Raw genomic sequence first — 253 nt, 5'->3', positions numbered from 1 at the left:
GGGATAATGTCTTCGTAATTGAGTTTTCCTACATGAGTTAAGGCACTCGCTGCCCAAAGTCGGACGGCAGAAATATCAGTGGCTAAGGCGTGGAGGAGAGGAGGAATAGAACGCCGATCGCGCGAGTTTCCTAATGCCCATACTAACCCCTTCCGCACATAGCCATTCCAGTCTGTTGCTAGCTGGTTAATTAAAGGCACAACTGCATCCGGATGAGGGTTACGTCCTAAGGCATAGGCTGCACTAACTCGCA

At 50.2% G+C, this 253-nt stretch carries 1 protein-coding gene; it reads right to left on the bottom strand.

All coding sequences use genetic code 11. The annotated features are described in order from the left end of the window. Positions 1-253: HEAT repeat domain-containing protein (locus R0J87_RS22625; protein ID WP_498889147.1), on the bottom strand; the 253-nt coding region annotated here is incomplete at both ends.

This window comes from Halomonas sp. SIMBA_159 (assembly GCF_046536035.1).
GTDB classification, from domain to species: Bacteria; Pseudomonadota; Gammaproteobacteria; order Pseudomonadales; family Halomonadaceae; genus Vreelandella; species Vreelandella venusta_A.
Note: the sequence above shows the minus strand (reverse complement) of the source record. Positions and strands in the feature narration are given on the sequence as shown.